General features: G+C 63.7%; 18 protein-coding genes. 13 read left to right on the top strand and 5 right to left on the bottom strand.

All coding sequences use genetic code 11. The features are described from left to right. Positions 1-65: 65 nt before the first annotated feature. Positions 66-785 carry a DNA polymerase III subunit epsilon gene (dnaQ, locus tag AC0L3O_RS11760; protein ID WP_236384281.1) on the top strand — a complete coding sequence of 240 codons (720 nt, stop codon included), beginning with the start codon at positions 66-68 and terminating at the stop codon, positions 783-785. A gap of 267 nt (positions 786-1,052) precedes the next feature. Here dnaQ and secB read toward each other — a convergent pair whose 3' ends face one another. Both secB and AC0L3O_RS11750 read right to left on the bottom strand, forming a co-directional pair. Continuing rightward, positions 1,053-1,553, bottom strand: a complete 501-nt coding sequence (gene secB / locus AC0L3O_RS11755) for a protein-export chaperone SecB (protein WP_027153623.1) — start codon at positions 1,551-1,553, stop codon at positions 1,053-1,055. Positions 1,554-1,710: 157 nt separating this feature from the next. Beyond that, a complete protein-coding gene (locus AC0L3O_RS11750) occupies positions 1,711-2,205 on the bottom strand; it encodes an FxsA family protein (protein WP_091592440.1) in 495 nt (164 codons plus the stop codon). Between the two features lie 199 nt (positions 2,206-2,404). Between AC0L3O_RS11750 and AC0L3O_RS11745 the strand changes: the two genes are divergently transcribed. From AC0L3O_RS11745 to AC0L3O_RS11730, 4 genes are read left to right on the top strand one after another with little or no spacing between them, the layout of a single operon-like run. After that, a complete protein-coding gene (locus AC0L3O_RS11745) occupies positions 2,405-3,106 on the top strand; it encodes a Tim44/TimA family putative adaptor protein (protein ID WP_023802679.1) in 702 nt (233 codons plus the stop codon). A 24-nt stretch (positions 3,107-3,130) separates the two neighbouring features. Then, positions 3,131-4,270, top strand: coding sequence for a murein transglycosylase A (gene mltA, locus AC0L3O_RS11740; RefSeq protein WP_473530409.1), 1,140 nt, complete (start codon positions 3,131-3,133; stop codon positions 4,268-4,270). Beyond that, positions 4,267-4,797, top strand: coding sequence for a Smr/MutS family protein (locus tag AC0L3O_RS11735; protein ID WP_473615638.1), 531 nt, complete (start codon positions 4,267-4,269; stop codon positions 4,795-4,797). Before mltA ends, AC0L3O_RS11735 begins: the two co-directional genes overlap by 4 nt. Positions 4,798-4,839: 42 nt before the next feature. Then, positions 4,840-5,205: a helix-turn-helix domain-containing protein gene (locus AC0L3O_RS11730; RefSeq protein ID WP_287344367.1), complete on the top strand. Its 366-nt coding sequence runs from the start codon at positions 4,840-4,842 to the stop codon at positions 5,203-5,205. Between the two features lie 130 nt (positions 5,206-5,335). Here AC0L3O_RS11730 and AC0L3O_RS11725 read toward each other — a convergent pair whose 3' ends face one another. The 3 genes from AC0L3O_RS11725 to AC0L3O_RS11715 form a co-directional block, all read right to left on the bottom strand. After that, positions 5,336-5,953: a transglutaminase-like cysteine peptidase gene (locus AC0L3O_RS11725; protein ID WP_473530411.1), complete on the bottom strand. Its 618-nt coding sequence runs from the start codon at positions 5,951-5,953 to the stop codon at positions 5,336-5,338. 161 nt (positions 5,954-6,114) lie between these two features. Then, positions 6,115-7,392, bottom strand: a complete 1,278-nt coding sequence (locus AC0L3O_RS11720; RefSeq protein ID WP_473615637.1) for a polyhydroxyalkanoate depolymerase — start codon at positions 7,390-7,392, stop codon at positions 6,115-6,117. Between the two features lie 265 nt (positions 7,393-7,657). After that, a complete protein-coding gene (locus AC0L3O_RS11715; protein ID WP_023802673.1) occupies positions 7,658-8,017 on the bottom strand; it encodes a septal ring lytic transglycosylase RlpA family protein in 360 nt (119 codons plus the stop codon). Between the two features lie 305 nt (positions 8,018-8,322). On the opposite strand from AC0L3O_RS11715, the gene AC0L3O_RS11710 reads away from it, so the two are divergent. The 8 genes from AC0L3O_RS11710 (at position 8,323) to AC0L3O_RS11675 (ending at position 16,877) form a co-directional block, all read left to right on the top strand. Next, positions 8,323-8,508 carry a hypothetical protein gene (locus tag AC0L3O_RS11710; protein ID WP_473530414.1) on the top strand — a complete coding sequence of 62 codons (186 nt, stop codon included), beginning with the start codon at positions 8,323-8,325 and terminating at the stop codon, positions 8,506-8,508. A 458-nt stretch (positions 8,509-8,966) separates the two neighbouring features. Beyond that, positions 8,967-9,419 (top strand): RrF2 family transcriptional regulator, encoded by a 453-nt coding sequence (locus AC0L3O_RS11705; protein WP_473530415.1) that lies wholly within the window; start codon positions 8,967-8,969, stop codon positions 9,417-9,419. A gap of 37 nt (positions 9,420-9,456) precedes the next feature. Continuing rightward, the gene (locus AC0L3O_RS11700) at positions 9,457-10,806 is read left to right on the top strand and encodes an FAD/NAD(P)-binding protein (protein ID WP_128245750.1); all 1,350 of its coding nucleotides are present in this window, start codon (positions 9,457-9,459) and stop codon (positions 10,804-10,806) included. 362 nt (positions 10,807-11,168) lie between these two features. Beyond that, the gene (locus tag AC0L3O_RS11695) at positions 11,169-12,596 is read left to right on the top strand and encodes a pyridoxal-phosphate dependent enzyme (RefSeq protein ID WP_287225124.1); all 1,428 of its coding nucleotides are present in this window, start codon (positions 11,169-11,171) and stop codon (positions 12,594-12,596) included. Then, positions 12,593-13,774 (top strand): cystathionine gamma-synthase, encoded by a 1,182-nt coding sequence (locus AC0L3O_RS11690; RefSeq protein WP_473615635.1) that lies wholly within the window; start codon positions 12,593-12,595, stop codon positions 13,772-13,774. The genes AC0L3O_RS11695 and AC0L3O_RS11690 overlap by 4 nt, the downstream gene beginning before the upstream one ends. Before the next feature lie 129 nt (positions 13,775-13,903). Beyond that, entirely contained in the window at positions 13,904-14,092 is a 189-nt protein-coding gene (locus AC0L3O_RS11685; protein ID WP_023802667.1) for a DUF1059 domain-containing protein, read from the top strand. A gap of 197 nt (positions 14,093-14,289) precedes the next feature. Next, positions 14,290-15,267 carry a GlxA family transcriptional regulator gene (locus AC0L3O_RS11680; protein WP_027153611.1) on the top strand — a complete coding sequence of 326 codons (978 nt, stop codon included), beginning with the start codon at positions 14,290-14,292 and terminating at the stop codon, positions 15,265-15,267. Between the two features lie 305 nt (positions 15,268-15,572). Further along, positions 15,573-16,877 (top strand): M24 family metallopeptidase, encoded by a 1,305-nt coding sequence (locus tag AC0L3O_RS11675; RefSeq protein WP_473615634.1) that lies wholly within the window; start codon positions 15,573-15,575, stop codon positions 16,875-16,877. The last annotated feature ends 75 nt before the right edge of the window (positions 16,878-16,952 follow it).

Genomic DNA, 16,952 nt, shown 5'->3' with positions numbered 1-16,952 from the left:
TATGTTGCCAATTTGTTCCCATCATGATTCGGCTGGACCAACGCCGGACCCAACGGACTGATTCGATGCGCGAGATCATCTTCGATACGGAAACCACCGGCCTCGATTTCCGCGACGACCGCGTCATCGAGCTTGGCTGCATCGAGCTGGTCAATCGCTTCCCGACCGGCCGCACGTTCCACCACTACATCAATCCGCAGGGACGACCGATCCATGCCGAGGCGCAGGCCGTTCATGGCATCAGCGCCGCCGACCTGATGGGCAAGCCGATCTTCAGCGATATCGCCGAGGAGTTCCTTGCCTTCATCGACGGCGCCAAGCTGGTCGCCCACAATGCCACTTTCGACATCGCTTTCCTCAATGTCGAATTCGGCCGGCTTGGCCATCCGGTCGTCGACCCCGGACTTGTCGTCGACACGCTGGCGCTGGCGCGCCGCAAGCATCCGATGGGGCCCAATTCGCTGGACGCGCTGTGCCGGCGCTACGGCATCGACAATGCCCGCCGCACCAAGCACGGCGCGTTGCTCGATTCGGAATTGCTGGCCGAGGTCTATATCGAGCTCATCGGCGGCAAGCAGGCGGCGCTCATCCTCGACAGTGCCACGGCGCCGGCCGGCGGCAGGAGAAACGTCGACGACATCGACATCAGCATCGGCGCGCGGCCGATAGCGCTGCCGTCTCGCCTGACCGAAGCAGAGCGCGCCGCGCACGCTAGCATGGTCGGCACATTAGGCGAAAAGGCGCTCTGGCTGCGCGTCGCCCGGGAAGCGAGTTCTGCGGCATAGCGATTTTGGCGGAGCGCCCCGTCGGCCCCCCTCTGTCCTGCCGGACATCTCCCCCTCAAGGGGGGAGATCGGACTTCACATCGGCCGTCGCCAATCGGCATGGTCGCAGGAATGAGTGAGACGCTGGGGCTGCCAATCTCCCCCCTTGAAGGGGAGATGCCGAGTTTTTGGCAAAGAGGGCAGGCCAGAGGGGGGCGCTGCCCGCCGACTTCTCAACAAAAAACCCGGCGCGAGGCCGGGTTTTTCAGACGTCAGCGAGCACTCGCCTCAGCTCACCTTGACCTTGCTGGCGGCCTGGTCCTCGGCCAGCTTTTGCTGGAACATCTGCGCAAAATCGATCGGATCGAGCATCAGCGGCGGGAAGCCGCCATTGCGCGTCGCCTCGGCGATGATCTGCCTGGCGAACGGGAACAGCAGCCGCGGGCATTCGATGAACAGCAGCGGCAGCATGTGCTCCTGCGGGAAGCCGCTGATGGCGAACACGCCGCCATAGACCAGCTCGACGTTGAACAGCACTTCCTTGTCGAAGGACGCCTTGGCGTTCAGCGTCAGATTGACGTCGAACTGCTTGTCCGAAAGCGGGTTGGCGTTGACATTGACGTTGATGGCGATGCCGGGAGCCTTGTCGCGGCCGCGCAGCGAGTTCGGCGCGCCGGGGCTTTCGAAGGAAAGGTCCTTCACATATTGGGCAAGTACGTTGAGCGAAGGCTGCGTCGCGTCGCCGTTGCCACTGGCCGCGCCGGTCGGCGCGTCGTCTTTGCTGGCCATAAGCCTTTGTCCTTTTGCCTCGGCAGCGTTGCTGACCGGATTGAAATCGGGCGTTCGCTACCATGGCCGGCATGACAAGACAAGGTTTGCGCGGCTCTCCCTTCTCCCACAAGGGGAGAAGGGAGAGCCGCGCCGGGCTACTCGTCCTCGAGGCGATCTACTCGTCTTTGAGGCGGCGCCAGGGGGAATTGGGATCGGGGCCGTGCTCGTCGCCGCGCGAATAGTCGCTGTCGTCGAGGTCGATGGTCTTGTCGCGTTGCCGGGCCCGGAATCCGCCGGTGCCGAAACTGGTGGCCATCACGATGCGGCCTTTCAGCCGGCGCCAGGCGAGGTCGCGGACCGGCGGCAGCAGCAGCAGAATGCCTAAAATGTCAGTGATGAAGCCGGGAATGATGAGCAGGATCGCCGCCAGCACGATCATGGCGCCATGCGCGAGCTGACGGCTTGGATCACGTCCGGCGTCCATTTCGGCACGGACCCGGGACATGACGCCGAACCCCTGGTATCGCAACAACAGCGCGCCGGCGATGCTCGAAGCCAGCACCAGGCCGACCGTCGCCAGGGCGCCGACCTGGCGGCCGACAACGACGAAACCGGCGATCTCCAGCAGCGGAAGCGCGAGGATGAACAGGGGAAGCAGCGAAATGCGCAAATCTTGACCGATCGTTTCGATGTTTTGCCGGCAGGCGGGCAATCGCCGCTGGCACTGAACCTTTTAGATAGGTATGGCTGCCTTTAATTTGAATGATTGCAGCTTGCGTTCTATATGCTTTGGATGTTGAACGCTATGCGACCGCAGCCATTGCCTGGCCGGGCGGTCCGGCCGGAGTAGGGATTGATTGGCGGAAGATATGGGATTCTTCGACTTCGGCACGATTTTCTTTCTGGTTGCGGCGGTTGTGATCTTTTTCCAGCTGCGCAATGTGCTCGGCCGCCGCACCGGCAGCGAGCGCCCGCCGTTCGATCCCTATACGGCGGGCCGCACCCGCGACGACGCCCAAAAACCCGAGAATGTGGTCTCGCTGCCGCGCAAGCGAGCGCCGGGAGAGCCGGCAATCGACGCCTATGCGGCGATCGACGCCTTCGCCAAGCCTGACACCGATCTCAACAAGGGCCTGCGCGCGATCAAGGACAATGATCCGGCATTCGACCCCAAGACCTTCGTCGACGGCGCCAAGATGGCCTATGAGATGATCGTCATGGCCTATGCCGATGGCGATCGCAAGACGCTGAAGAACCTGCTGTCGCGCGAGGTCTATGACGGCTTTGTCGCGGCGATCGGCGACCGCGAGGCGAAGTCGGAAAAGATCCAGTCCTCCTTCGTCGGCATCGACAAGGCCGACATCGTTTCCGCCGAGATGAAGGGCAGCGAGGCGCATATCACGCTGCGCATCGTCAGCGAACTGATTTCGGCAACGCGCGACAAGGCCGGCGCCGTCATCGACGGCGATCCCGAAACCGTCGCCGAGGTCAAGGACGTCTGGACCTTCGCCCGCGATACGCGCTCGCGCGACCCGAACTGGAAGCTCGTCGCCACCGAAGAAGAAGACTGAGCCCGGACCACGGCGGGGTCTCTCGTGTCGCTTTCTCAGGCGTTCCGCGAAAAGTCGTTTGACGATCTGCCCGGCTGGGACGAGGACGACCATCTGGCTGCGTTCGCCGCTTTCCGGCGTTCGGCTTTTCACATCCTGGCGAAACCCTATCGCTCCGGCGGGCTCGGTGTCGACTTCAATGCCTTCACCGAGGCCTATGCTGCAGCCCGCACCGTGTCGCCAACCGACCGGCGCGAAGCCCGCGCCTTCTTCGAGCGGCATTTCATCCCGGCGCACATAGCGGCGGAAAGCGGCGGCGCCGGCCTCGTCACCGGCTTCTATGAACCGGTGGTCGACGCTTCGCCGGTGCGAACCGAACGATTTACGGTGCCGCTGCTGTCGCGTCCGGCCGATCTCGTCGACATCGACGACGGCAACCGGTCCGTCGGCATGGATCCCTATCTCGCCTTCGGCCGCGCCACGCCGGACGGACCGGTCGAGTATTTCGACCGCGGCGAGATCGAGCGCGGCGCGCTCGCTGGCAAGGATTTGGCGGACAAGGGTTTGGAAATCGCCTGGCTCGCCGACAAGGTCGATGCCTTCTTCATCCACGTACAGGGTTCTGCGCGGCTCACCATGACCGACGGCCGGCTTTGCCGCGTCACCTATGCCGCCAAATCCGGCCAGCGCTTTACCGGACCGGGCAAGATCCTGAGTGAGCTAGGCGAAATCCCGCTGGAAGCGGTGACCATGCAGTCGGTCCGCGCCTGGTTCAAGGCGCATCCGCAACGCATCGACGAGATCCTGTGGCGCAACCGCTCCTATATTTTTTTCCGCGAGATTTCCGCCAGCGAGGCGGCGGCGGCCGACGACCCGGAACTCGGGCCGATCGCTGCCGCAAAGGTGCCGCTGACGCCGGGCCGCTCCGTCGCTGTCGACCGTCTGCTGCATACATTCGGCACGCCGTTCTACATCGATGGGCCGTCGCTGGCCGCTTTCGACAACAAGCCGTTCCGGCGGCTGATGATCGCGCAGGACACCGGCTCGGCGATCACCGGCCAGGCGCGTGGCGATTTGTTCACTGGTACGGGAGATGCGGCCGGCGAGATCGCCGGCGTTGTCCGCAACCCCGCCGATTTCTACGTGCTGATCCCGCGTCGGCTTGTGCCGGGAGCGGGGCGATGACCCGGCGGATCGACAGGCTGAGCGAGGACGACCGGGTGCTGTGGAACCTGGTAGCGCGCACTGCCAAGCCGCTGAAGGGCAAGTCCGCCGTCGACATCCCGGATATTGGCCCGGACATCGCTGATGACACCAAGCCAATGCTGCGTGACCAGGCGATGGCTCCTGCTGCGGCCACGAAAGCCAGGACGCAGAATGTTTCGCATGCGCTCGACGAGCCGACGCTGGAAAAACTGTCGAAGGGCCGGCTGCCGATCGAAGGCCGCGTCGATCTGCACGGCCTGAGCCAGGACGAAGCCTATTCGCTTTTGTTCTCCTTCCTGCACCGGGCGCATGCCGGCGGCATCCGCTATGTGCTGGTGATCACCGGCAAGGGCTCCTCGTCCGGCGGCGACGGCATCTTGCGGCGCGCCGTGCCGGCCTGGCTGTCGACGCCCGCATTCAGGCCGCTGGTCTCCAGCCACGACCACGCCGCCCGCAAGCATGGCGGCTCGGGCGCGCTCTATATCCGCCTGCGGCGCACGCGCTGATGCGGATGCGCGCATGAGGGTGCACCCGACGAGGATGGACTTGTGACCCCGTTCGGCGAAAAGCTTCGCGCCCTGCGGAGCGAACGCGGCGTCAGCCAAAAGGACATGGCCAGGGCGATCGGCGTCAGCGCCGCCTATCTGTCGGCGCTGGAGCACGGCCGCCGCGGCGCGCCGACCTGGACGCTGATCCAGAAGATCATCGGCTATTTCAATGTCATCTGGGACGATGCCGAAGAACTGGCGCGGCTGGCCGAGACCTCGCACCCGCGGGTAAAACTCGACACGTCGGGCCTCAGCCCCGCCGCCACCGAGCTTGCCAATGTCCTGGCCGAAAACATCGAAAAGCTAGACGAGGCGGAGCTTCGCCGCATCACCGCATCGATCCGCGCCGCGCTGGGGCGGACGTAGGGTTTGCCCGACTCGTGTGGAGGCGATCAATTGTCGATGTTGGCGCCGCCCCTCATTGCCCTGCCGGGCATTTCTCCCCGTAAACGGGCAGAAAGAGGCTGATCGCGAACGGTGGTGGCTTGCAAAAACCTTACTGAACCGCGCCGACCAGAACCGGCTGGCCATCACGGATCGACACCCAGCGACCGGTATTGTCGATCGCCTGCCGCTTGAGGAAGCGGTAGCCGGTCCGGTCCCATGAGCGGACCTTTCCGTCGAGATTGTCGAGGACGTAGTCGCCCTTGCTTGTGCGCACGGTCAGCACGGCATGGCCCTCGCCGTCCGGCTTGCGCACGACGGTCATCAGAAGATTGGCATAGGACACGCCCAAGCGGTTCAATTCGCGGCGCTTTTCCAGGACATAGTCCTCACAGTCGCCAACGCCCCTGACTGGGTAGGCCCAGACCTCGTCCTTGCCGTAAATATCGATGTCGCTTATCGGCTTGACGGCGTTGTTGACCTTGGCGTTGACGCTGAGAATCTTGCGCCAGAGCGCGCCTGTCATGGTGGCGGGGGCGAGATTGCCCGGGTGGATCAAGCATTCGGCCGGACTGGTCTTGCAGAAATCGTAATGGCCGATCGGCTGCGATGTCGGGCCGCCGGTTGTCATTGGCCCGGCCGCCGAAGCCGCCGTAGACCAGCCTGTCGCAAGTGCCAGCCCTAACAGGGCGCACACGCGCAGCCCTCTCGCCATTGGTGAGGAAATCATTGTCCCCCTCGTCCCTTGTTGTTAATGAAACGTTAAGGGCGATCTACAGTCCCTGTCAATTATACCAACGGCCAGTTTTGCGATATGGTTACCCGCGCCGCCGAAAGCGCGGCTATTGTGCAACAGGTCGACTTGAACGGCGGCTGCCATCCGGGACATCTTTACTTTTTGGCGGTGCGAACCAGCTTCGGCCTCACCGCAACGCGGGTCTGGCGGCCATAGCTGGTGATGAAGTCGACGATGCGCGGCACGATTTCGGAGCGGAAGCGCGAGCCGTTGAAGACGCCGTAATGGCCGACCGCCGGCTGCATGTAGTGGGCGTGCCTGTCCGCGGGGATGTTGATGCAGAGGTCGTGCGCGGCCTGGGTCTGGCCGAGGCCGGAAATGTCGTCGTTCTCGCCCTCGACCGTGAACAGCGCAACATTGCGGATATCGGCGGGATCGATGGCGACGCCGCGATGCATCATATCGCCCTTGGGCAGAGCATGGCGTACGAACACGGTGTCGACCGTCTGCAGGTAGAACTCCGCTGTCAGATCCATCACCGCCATATATTCGTCGTAGAAGTCGCGGTGCTTCTCGGCACTGTCGCCGTCATGCTTCACCAGGTGCATGAAGAAGTCCTTGTGGGCGATGATGTGGCGGTCGAGATTCATGCTCATGAAACCCGAAAGCTGCAGGAAGCCGGGATAGACCTCGCGGCCGAAGCCCGGCACCGGCCATGGCGCCTGCATGGTGACGTTGTCGCGGAACCAGTCGGTGCCCTTTTCCTCGGCCAGAAGGTTGACCGCAGTCGGATTGCGGCGGGTGTCGATCGGCCCGCCCATCAGCGTCATCGTCGAGGGAACGAACGGGTCGCCCCGCGTTTCCATCAGCGCCACCGCCGCCAGCACCGGGACCGACGGCTGGCACACCGCCATGACATGGGTGTCGGGGCCCAGCGCATGCAGCATGTCGACGATGTAGTCGATATAGTCGTCGAGGTCGAAGCTGCCCTCGCTGATCGGCACCATGCGGGCGTCGACCCAATCGGTGATGTGAACGTCGGCATGCGGCAGCATCGCCTCGACCGTGCCGCGCAGCAGCGTCGCGTAGTGGCCGGACATCGGCGCCACGATCAGCAGCTTCGGATCAGGCCGGCGGCCGGCGGGAACCGCCCGCTCGAAACGGAGCAGATTGCAGAACGGCCGCGACCACACCGTCTTTTCGGTGACAGCGACGCTTTTCCAGTCGACGACGGTCCTGGTCAGGCCGAACTGCGGCTTGCTGTAGCGGCGCGTCGTGCGCTCGAACAATTCGGCCGTCGCCGCGACCGAGCGGCCCCAGGACGTGTGCGCAAACGGATTGAGCGGATTGGTGTAGAACATCCGCACCGCATCGGCATAGACGCGGGCCGGCTGCACGGCGGCGTGGTTCAATTCGTAGAGCTGGTAGAACATTGAGAACTCCGCTGCTGCGACCGAAGGGACGACAGCAGTGCCGAGCCTTGAATCTCTCGCGCAAAGGTTAACAACAAACTGCTGCGATGCAATACGTCAATTGAATTGATTTATGCTTATACTTTTGTCTAAGGCGTTGAAAATCGGTTTTGAACGGCGGCAGCCGGCTTATTGTGCAGCTGCGAAAGGTGCCGGAGAGAGCAAGGGCAATTGCTTCAGGTTTGCGCTGCCCCTCATCCGCCTGGCCGCAAAGCGGCGCGGCCATTCACACGCGGTCGGTGCACACAGCAGCATGGCCTGAGCTGATGAAGCCGAGCCGCCCCGCGGCGCCCTTCGACAGGTCGATCACGCGACCCTTGATAAACGGGCCGCGGTCGTTGATGCGCACGACGACGCTGCGGCCGTTTTTGCGGTTGGTGACCTTCAGCCTGGTGCCAAACGGCAAGGTGCGGTGCGCGGCGGTCAGCGCCGACGGGTTCATCCGCTCGCCGGAAGCGGTCTTTGAGGTCAGCGCGTACCAGGAGGCGCGGCCGCATTGTGCGGCGGCAGGGGAGGTGGATGCGCCGACCATCAGGCCAGCCGCTATCGCCGCCGCGACAAGCGCGGTCCGGTTGGGTTTCTTCATCTGCGGCAAGGGACTCCGTTTGACAGACCCGGCCGTTACGGATGGAATGTGGCACCAAATGCGGCAGTCGTCTGGCGGTTCCATGACAATAGTACACGTTTGGAGTCGGCGCGAAACAGTCTGTCATGGAATGTCGGGATTGCGCCGATGTATGTCTGGCGGTCTTCGCACCAGCACCGGGGCGTTTCCGGCAAGACCCGGCTTTATTATGCAAGTAGATGTGACAGCGATCGGGTCGCTTCCTTTCGCCTTGCCATCGCGGTCATAGCGGACTTGGCGATCGACTTGGGAAAGGAATTCCGACGATGAGATTGATCAAAAATCTGCTGGCGCTGATTGTGCTCGCCATCGGTGTGCTGTGGTCGCTGCAGGGCATCGGCCTCGTCGGCGGCAGCTTCATGACCGGCCAGTCGCAATGGCTCTATATCGGCATCGTCACCGCGCTGGTTGGCCTGGGCGGGCTGGTGTGGGCGAACCGTTCGCTCCCCTGACACTCGAACGGCCCTGGCGGCGTTTCGGTCGACCGGCGAATGCGCGGCCCGCCGCAAACACGCATTTCCTGTTTTGCGCGCAGCTTCGGCAAATGAATGCTGCGAATGGCCGACGATTTGAAAACCGGTTCCTGTATCGCGGCTAAGTATAGTAGTCTTATCGACATTACAGGAATTGGAGAACGATGAGCGATGTCCATATCGCGGCGATCACCCGCATGAGTGCCGAGCGCCGGCTGTCGCCATTGGCGTGCCTCGCGGCTTCAGGAGGAAAGAACGTCCGGCAAGTCGTCGCAGCGGCTTGAAAATCAAGCAAAATCAATGGTGCCCGTCTTGTATATCATGTCACTAGAATTTATGTGTCTTGAAAGCCTGGACGCGGACGCGGTGGGGACGCACGCCAGGCGTTTCGCAACCGGTGGCCCTTCGCCATCGCATGACAGAGAAACGTTCGGTCTATGCTCACAAAAAAGGGCAAGTACGGCCTCAAGGCGCTCGTCCATCTGGCGCGGCTGCCGGTTGGTCAGCTCGCCTTCGTCGGCGATATCGCCGCCGGAAACAACATCCCGAAGAAATTTCTCGACGCCATCCTCGGCGAACTGCGCAATGCCGGTTTTGTCCAGAGCCGCAAGGGCAAGGAGGGCGGTTACCGCCTGGCGCGGCCGGCGGATGAAATCAAGATCGGCCACGTCGTGCGCGTGCTCGACGGGCCGCTTGCCCCAATTCCCTGCGCCAGCCGCACCCGGTATCAGCGCTGTGAAGACTGCAACGAGGCGACATGCCAAGTCCGACATCTGATGCTGGAGGTCCGGCAAGCGATCGCCGAGGTGCTGGATCAGCGCAGCCTCGCCGAGATGCGCGATATCGCCGGCGACGACGAGCTTTCGGCTGCGTTGAAAATCCAGGCCTGAGCCGGAACCGACGGCTCCTCAGGTACTTGGTGCGCGCATGACCGGCCGTGCCAATTCGACCCTCCCGAATTCGATTATTATCGTCGGCGGTGGCGCCAGCGGCGTCGTGCTTGCCGCGCATCTGTTGAAGTCGCCCAATCCCGATCTTCGTGTCACGCTGATCGAAAAGCGTCCGCATTTCGGCCAAGGCATCGCCTATTCCACGCTGCTGTCGGCGCATGTGCTGAATGTCAGCGCGGCCGGCATGAGCGCCTATGCCGACGACCCCGGCGATTTCTGGCGCTGGCTTCTTGAGCGCGGCCTGGCAACGCCAGAGCAGGCGCCGGTCTACGCACCGCGCAGCGTCTACGCCCGCTATCTGAAGGAACTGCTGGACGAGCTCGAGGCGCGCGAGACGGGGCGTCTTCGCCTGATCCGCGAGGAGAGCCTGTCGATCTCGCCGACCGGGTCCGGGGTCGAGGTGGCGCTGGCCAACGGCACCAGCGTCGTCGCCCACCTTGCCGTGCTGGCGACCGGACATGACGAGGAGCCAGGTGCCGGCAACGGCCATGCGATCAGGATGGGATCGGAGGCCGACACCGGGCTCGACGGGGAAGCCCGGGTCCTGGTGCTGGGCACGGGGTTGAGCATGGTCGATGCCTTCCTGTCGCTCGAGCAACGCGGCCATCGCGGCGAGATTATTGCGGTGTCGCGGCGCGGCCTGCTGCCTTCGCCGCACCGCAAGGGCAATCCGATCAAGCTCGACGTCGCCGACATTCCGCTCGGCACCCAGCTCTCCTATCTCGTCGGCTGGTTCCGCGACCTGATCCGGGAAAACCAGAAGGCCGGCATCGACTGGCGCGACGTCGTCGACGGTCTCAGGCCGTTCAACCAGAAGATCTGGCAGAACTGGCCGTCTTCGGCCAAGCGCCGCTTTGTCGAGCACACCAAGGCGTGGTGGGACGTCCACCGCCATCGCATGGCGCCGGAAGTCTATGCCCGTGTCACCGAGGCGGTGCAGTCGGGCCGCATCCGGCTTGTCGCCGGGCGCGTCGTCGGCATCACGGCGGGCGACGAATTCAGCGTGCAGGTCCAGTCGCGCCACACGCAAAACATCGAGACGTTCGACGTTGCCCGCATCTACGATTGCACCGGCATCGCCAGGGACATCTCGACAACGTCGAACAGCGTGGTGCGGTCGCTGGTCGACCGCGGGCTGGCCCGGCCGGATCCGCTGCGCCTTGGCCTCGACGTATCGGACAATTGCGAGGTCATCGCCAGCGATGGCACCGTCTCGGCCAAGATCCTGGCGGTCGGGCCGCTGACCCGCGGCACCTTCTTCGAGATCGACGCCATACCGGATATTCGCGTGCAGTGCGCAAGGCTGGGGAAGCGGTTGCTGGGGTGAGGCTGCTGAGATCGGCGCTCTACGGCGCCCCCTCTGTCCTGCCGGCCATCTCCCCCTCAAGGAGGGAGATTGGACTTCACATCGGCCTTCGCCTATCTCCAGCGTTGAAGAAGAGGTGAGACGTTGAAACTGCCGATCACCCCCCCTTGAGGGGCCCTTGAGGGGGAGATGGCCGGCAGGCCAGAGGGGGGTGCCGTCCCGCGACCTATCGTGATTGGTGTGACGGAGCGGCCCTACGGAATCCCATTCCCCGTCTGGCCAATGGATTGGCACGATCTATCTTCTTTCAGACTGCAAACGGCTGGAAAAGAAGATAGGCTGACAGCCTGCCCAAGGCGGTCGCTTGACCATGGAGCATCAGCATGAGCGTGCACAAGATCGCCCTCCCGGACAGGGCAATGTCCCGCCTGCGTCCGCCCTATGCATCGGTTCTCGACCTGATCGGGCAGACGCCGGTTGTCGAGCTGACCAAATTCGACATCGGCAAGTGCCGGCTGTTCATCAAGCTCGAAAGCCAGAATCCCGGCGGCTCGATCAAGGACCGCATTGCGCTGTCGATGATCGCCGACGCCGAAAAACAGGGCAAGCTGAAGCGCGGCGGCACCATTGTCGAGGCGACCGCCGGCAACACCGGCCTTGGCCTCGCCCAGGTCGGCATTCCAAAAGGCTATCGCATCATCCTGGTCGTGCCCGACAAGATGTCGCGCGAAAAGATCCAGCATCTGCGGGCGCTCGGCGCCGAAGTGCGCATGACCCGTTCCGATGTCGGCAAGGGCCACGCCGAATACTATCAGGACATGGCCGAAAAGATCGCCGCCGAGCTGCCCGGCGCCTTCTATGCCAACCAGTTCGCCAATCCGGCCAATCCGGACGCCCATGAAACCACGACCGGTCCGGAGATCTATTCGCAGCTCGACGGTGACGTCGATGCAGTGGTCGTCGGCGTCGGCTCGGGCGGCACGCTGACCGGGCTTGGCCGCTATTTCGCAAAAATCTCGCCGAAGACCGAGATGATTCTCGCCGATCCGGTCGGTTCGGTGCTGGCGCCCCTGATCAAGACCGGCAAGATGCAAGAGGCCGGCAGCTGGACGGTGGAGGGCATCGGCGAGGATTTCGTCCCGCCCAATGCCGATCTGTCGCTGGTCAAGAAGGCCTACTCGATCACCGACAAGCAAAGCATGCTGGCGGTGCGCGACCTGCTTTCCAAGGAGGGCATCCTCGCCGGCTCGTCGTCCGGCACGCTGCTTTCGACAGCGCTGCGCTATTGCCGCGAGCAGACCGTACCGAAGCGGGTCGTCACCTTCGTCTGCGACAGCGGCAACAAATATCTGTCGAAAGTGTTCGACGATTTCTGGCTGATCGAGCAGGGCCTCGCCGAGCACGAGCAGCATGGCGATCTGCGCGACCTGGTGATGCGCACGCACCGCACCGGCGACATCGTGGCTGTCGGCCCGGACGAAAGCCTGCTCAACGCCTATGGCCGCATGCGCCGTTCGGATGTCTCGCAACTGCCGGTGCTGGACGACGGCAAGCTCGTCGGCATCGTCGACGAAAGCGATATCCTCGCCCACGTCGAAGGCCCCTATGACAGCCGCTGGGACCGTTTCAAGGCCCCGGTGCGCACGGCGATGACCGCCAATCTGCACACGCTGCAGGCCAGCCAGACGCTGGACGCGCTGCTGCCGGTGTTCGACCGCAACGAGGTCGCCATCGTCTTCGACGGCGACGAATTCATCGGCCTGATTACCCGCATCGACCTGATCAACCATCTGAGGCGCCGCGCAAGATGACCATCAAAGCCACCGTTTCGGGCAGCAACCGCCTGGCCTTCTCGACGCGCACCATCCATGGCGGCCAGAGCCACGACCCGACGACCGGCGCGGTGATGGTGCCGATCTATGCGACCTCGACCTATGGCCAGCAGAGCCCGGGCGTGCACAAGGGTTTTGAATACGCGCGCAGCCAGAACCCGACCCGCTTTGCCTTCGAGCGCGCGGTGGCCGATCTCGAAAGCGGCGCAGCCGCCTTCGCTTTCGCCTCGGGGCTGGCAGCGATCGCCACGATTTTCGAACTGCTCGATTCCGGCGCCCATGTCGTCGCCACCGACGATATCTATGGCGGCACGTTCCGGCTGCTCGAGCGGGTGCGCAAGCGCTCGGCCAATCTCCAGGTCGACTTCGTCGACTTCACCGATCTGGCCGCGGTCGAAGCGGCGATCCGCCCGGAAACCAGGCTGCTCTGGGTCGAGACGCCGACCAATCCGCTGCTGCGCGTCGTCGATCTCCAAGCGGTCGCAGCCCTGGCCAGGCGCAAAGGCGTGCTTTCGGTCGCCGACAACACTTTTTGCAGCCCCTATCTGCAGCGGCCGCTGGAGCTCGGCATCGACATAGCGGTGCATTCGACGACGAAATACCTCAACGGCCATTCCGACATGGTCGGCGGCGTCGCCGTGGTCGGCGACAACAAGGATCTCGCCGACCGGCTGAAATTCCTGCAGAACGCCATCGGCGCCATTTCCGGACCGTTCGACAGTTTTCTGGCGCTGCGCGGCCTCAAGACGCTGGCGCTGAGGATGGAGCGCCATTCGTCGAACGGCCAGAAGATCGCGCACTGGCTGGAAAGCCGTCCCGACATCCGCCGCGTCATCTATCCCGGTCTCCCCAGCCACCCGCAGCACGCCATCGCCAGGCGGCAGATGCACGCCTTCGGCGGCATGATCACGGTCGAGCTCGACCGCGACCTCGCCGGCACCAAACGCTTCCTCGAACACACGCAACTGTTCACGCTGGCCGAAAGCCTCGGCGGCGTCGAAAGCCTGATCGAGCACCCGGCGCTGATGACACATGGCTCGATCCCGGCCGGGAAGCGGGCCGAGATCGGGATTTCCGATTCGCTGGTGCGGTTGTCGGCCGGGATCGAGGACGGCGACGATCTGATCGCGGATCTGGATCAGGCGCTGGCGAGTTGAAGGGGGGTCCGTGCCCTGTTGGATAGTGGCGTCAGTTTGAAATTTCCCGGCTGACTGGCGCATCCAACTGTGAATTGACAAAGGCGACGTACCCTCGCTTTGCTATCGGGGCAACCTGGAGGGAAAGTCATGGCTTACTCGTATCGTTGCAGGGATTATCCGGGAAACGAGGCCTGTCCAGCGATGTTCACGGCAGAGACCGAGGCGGAAGTGATGAAGCATGTCGAGCTTCACGGCGCGATCGCTCACGGGGAAGACCCGAAGCAATGGTCGCCGGAAGACCGTAAACAGGTCAAGAAGCTAATTTTAGCGACCTAAACTCGCTTCTTATACGGGCCGCGCAGTGCGACCGTCACTATCTCCAATGCTACGGCAAGCATTTAGGAGTTCGGCCGATAGGCGACCACGCCTAGGCGCGATGGAATTTTCAAACTGACCCAACCGCCCGTTGACCTGAGTGGCATCCGGCGGAATTGTGGCCTTCCCTGCAATTGCCCACAGGCACGGTTGAAGTCATGACTACTCGAGAGCGAGACCAGCCGACGGCAAACGACGCCCCGCTCACCTTCGCGGTGCTGGTCTTCCCCGGCTTTCCGATGATGGCGTTCAGTTCGGTCATCGAGCCGTTGCGCGCGGCCAACGTGCTGGCCAAGAAAGAATGCTACCGCTGGATCATCGTCGGCGCCGCTGAAGGCCCGGTCGCGGCCTCGAACGGGGTCGTCATCCAGCCCGGCTTTTTCGCCGGCGATGCGCCGAAGGTCGACCGCATCGTCGTCTGCTCGGGCGGCGATGCCGATCATCTCGTGGCCGAAGACGCGGTGAGCTGGATCCGCAGGAGCCTGCGCGGCGGCGCCCATATCGGCGCGGTGGCGGACGCCGCCTTCTTTTTGGCCCGCGCCGGCCTGCTCGACGGCCATGCCTGCACCTTGCACTGGACCAGCCAGGCGGCGTTCACCGAGGCGTTTCCGGACATCGAGCTCAGGCGCGATCTCTACGTGATCGACCGCAAGCGCTTCACCTCGGCCGGCGGCGTCGGCAGCCTCGACATGATGCTGGAAATCATCACATCAGACTATGGCGCCGAACTCGCGGCCGGCGTCGCCGAATGGTTCGTGCACAGCCCGCTGCGCTCCAGCGTCGACCGCAAGCTGATGCCGCTGCGGTTACGCACCGGCGTCCAGAACGAACTGGTGCTGTCGGCCATCGCCATCATGGAGGATGCGGTGGAGGAGCGGCTCGGCATGGCGGCGCTGGCGGAAAAGCTCGGCGTCTCCTCCGACAAGCTCGAACGCAACTTCCGCTCCGAGCTGGCCATCTCGCCCAACGGCTATTACCGCCGCCTGCGGCTGAAGCGCGCCGCCGACCTCCTGGCGCATTCGACGCTGATGGTGCGCGACGTGGCGCTGGCCTGCGGTTTTGCTTCGATGTCGAGCTTTGCGCGGGCGTTTCGGGAGGAGCATGGGCATGCGCCGAAGGTGGCGCGGAGGCATTAGGCGTCCGCGCGCTGACGCGGCGCAACGACGGCGGGACAGCGCCCCCCTCTGGCCTGCCGGCATCTCCCCCACTTGGGGGGAGATCGGCTGTCATCGCTGATTTCGCCGATCGCCAACGTTACAGGAATGAGCGGAACGCCGAAGCTGCCAATCTCCCCCCAAGTGGGGGAGATGTCCGGCAGGACAGAGGGGGCGCCGTAGAGCATCACGGAACGGCTTCAAGCGGTATCCGGCACAACATCTGCGGGATTCCGCACAGCCTCTTCGCGGTGCACCGCTATGTTCAGGGCTTCCAGGAGGCACCCATGAGCATTGTCGTGTTCGACCCCGACAGCACTGAGGACGTCGACTTCAAGAACCGCATGCGCCACCCGGCGGCGGCGGATCCGGCCGGCGGCATGTGGCTGTCCGACACCGAGCCGTCCTTCATCGATGCGGACGCGCTGCGCAAAGGCCGGCTGGCGAAGCTGCGTGCCTGGATGCGCGAGGCCGGCTATGGCGGCGTCGTGCTGTTCGACCCCTACAACCAGCGCTACGCCACCGGCTCGCGCAACATGTTCGGTTATTTTCTGCGCAACTCGACGCGCTACTTCTTCATCCCGACCGAAGGGCCGATCGTGCTGTTCGAATATCCGCAGAGCTATCATGTCTCGATGGTGCTCGACACCATCGACGAGGCGCGGCCGTCCAAGCTGGTGTGGTCTTCGGTGTCGGGCCGCGACGACGAGACCGCCGGCCCCTTCGCCGACGAGATCACTGAGCTGCTCAAGGTACATGGCGGCGGCTCGATGAAGCTCGGCCTCGACCGCTGCGGCCATCTGCAGGCGCTGTCGCTGGAAAAGCGCGGCTGCGAGGTCCGGGATTGCCAGGGCGAGATCCTCGCCGTGCGGGCGGTCAAGACGCCCGAAGAGGTAAAATGCCTGCAGGTATCGATGGCCGGCGCCGAGGCGGCCGTCTATGCGGTGCGCGAGGCGATCAAGCCCGGCGTGTCCGAGAACGACCTGTTCGCCATCATGTATCACGAGGTGATCCGCCAGGGCGGCGAGTTCATCGAAACCCGGCTCTTGACCTCGGGCCAGCGCACCAATCCGTGGTTCAACGAAGCCAGCGGCCGCAAGATCAGGCCGGGCGAACTTTTGGCGCTGGATACCGATACGATCGGCTGCTACGGCTATTATTCGGACTTCTCGCGCACCTTCCGCTGCGGGCCGGGCAAGCCTACGGATTATCAGAAATCGCTCTACCGCATGGCCCACGACCAGGTTCAGCACAACATCTCGATCGTCAGGCCGGGCATGGCGTTTCGCGAAATTGCCGAAAAGGCCTGGAAGATCCCGGACCGCTTCGTCGACCAGCGCTACACGTCTGTCATGCACGGCGTCGGCATGCATGGCGAGACGCCGTTCATCGCGCACGCCATGGACTACGAGACTTATGGCCGCGACGGTTTTGTCGTGCCCGGCATGGTGGTCAGCGTCGAGAGCTATATCGGCGAGAAAGGCGGACGCGAGGGCGTCAAGCTCGAGGACGAGATCCTGGTCACCGAAACCGGCACCGAGCTTCTGTCGCGCTTTCCCTATGAGGACGACTTTCTGGAGAAAGAAGTTTGATCCCAGCATCCACCACCAATCGAGGTGCGGTATCGCAAATCGTCGGGACTAACCGCAGCGCTCATGCTTTCGTTC

This window comes from Mesorhizobium sp. WSM4810 (assembly GCF_055811235.1).
This window is presented reverse-complemented; position numbering and strand designations above follow the sequence as displayed.